General features: G+C 45.5%; 1 protein-coding gene. It reads right to left on the minus strand.

The features are described from left to right. On the minus strand, positions 1-1641 hold a 1641-nt coding region (locus L650_RS0115650; protein ID WP_174380529.1), incomplete at both ends, for a beta strand repeat-containing protein.

Genomic DNA, 1641 nt, shown 5'->3' on the forward strand with positions numbered 1-1641 from the left:
ATCAGGTAATTCTGGGCTGATTGCTTGCCAATTGCCGTTGACATCAACGGTGGCGGTGAGTGGTGTTTCATCGCCATTACTGTCGGTGATAACAATCGTCACCACCGTGCCTTCTGGCTCAGTTGAAGTACCACTAATAAGTGGAGTACTGTCGTTACCAAGTCCCAGTGCATCCACGGTTACAACCGGGGTAATAGTATCTACATTGCCACTGCTGTTGGCGGTGCTCTCATTGCCGGCGGCATCAGTAATACTGGCCGTTACAGTAAAGTCACCTTGTGCCAGGGCACTTGGCACTTCAATATCCCAATGCCCATCCGTACCAACGGTGGTGGTAATGGTTTGCACAGCGCCATCACTGTCAGTCACGGTGAGTGTTACAGTGCCGCCAATTTCGTTACTGGTGCCTTGTAATGTCGGGGTTAAGTCATTTACATCACCCACGGTTTGCATGGTTAATGTGGGCGCTTGCGTATCTAAAGTAATTGTATCGGTTACTGTTGTTGTGTTTCCTGCTTCATCAGACACGCTCACTTCGATGGTGTTATCACCTTCATTCAAGTCTGTTTGAGGGGTTACTTCCCAACTTCCATTGGCATCTACTGTGGTTGTTAGTGTATGTTCAACACCGTTTTCATCAGTGATCACTACAGTAATCGTTGTACCTACATCAGCATCACTCGTACCTGAAATAGTCGGTGTTGTATCATTGGTTACAGCATCAAAATCAACGGTTAAACTTGGCCCCGCAGTATCAATATTACCGGTTGCTGTATCTAAAGCACTATTGACTGCAGCATCAGAAACCTCTGCCTGTACAGTATAATCCCCTGAAGCTAACTCTTGAGAAAGCTCTACACTCCAATTCCCTTGTGCATCCGTTGTCGTATTAAACGAGCGAACAACTCCTTGTGAATCTGTAACAGTCAAGCTTATTACAGTGCCAGATACAACGCCTGTAGTATTACCAGCAATAATTGGTGTTGTATCATTACTGGTTTCTAGATCGTTAATTTGTATGGTTGGCGGCGTAATATCAATTACAGCATCAAGTTCTGCTATGGCTGAACCACCGCCTAAATCAGTTACTGTTGCACTGATTGATACATTTCCCTCAGGTAAATCGGCTGGCGGAGTAACACTCCACTGTCCGTTTGCATCAACAACCGTAGTTAAGGTAATAGTCGCACCTGTAGAGTCTGTGATCTGAACTTCAACAGACGAACCTACTTCTGCATTAAATGTATCACCGCTTATTTGTGGGGTTTGGTCGTTGGTTTCACCAATGACATCTATAGTGATAGTTAACGCACTTGTATCAATAGTACCAGAGGCGCTTGCAGTACCTTCATTGCCAGCGTTATCGCTAACAATAGCATCAACAGTATAGCTACCTTCAGCTAAAGCTACGGGTACTTCAACTGTCCAACTTCCATCTGCAATGACTTGTGCGGTGATTGTTTGCACTGCACCATTTGCGTCCGTTACAGTTAAAGTAACAGTTGAGCCTGTAGGTTCCCCGCTTACCGTACCTGATAGAGTTGGTGTAGTATCACTTATATCACCTAGCGCATTTATTGTCACAACCGGCGCTGTTGTATCAACCTCACCTGTGGTAGTGGCCGTGGTTTCATTACCTGC

This window comes from Pseudoalteromonas sp. TB51 (assembly GCF_000498055.1).
In the GTDB taxonomy this organism is placed as follows: Bacteria; Pseudomonadota; Gammaproteobacteria; order Enterobacterales; family Alteromonadaceae; genus Pseudoalteromonas; species Pseudoalteromonas atlantica.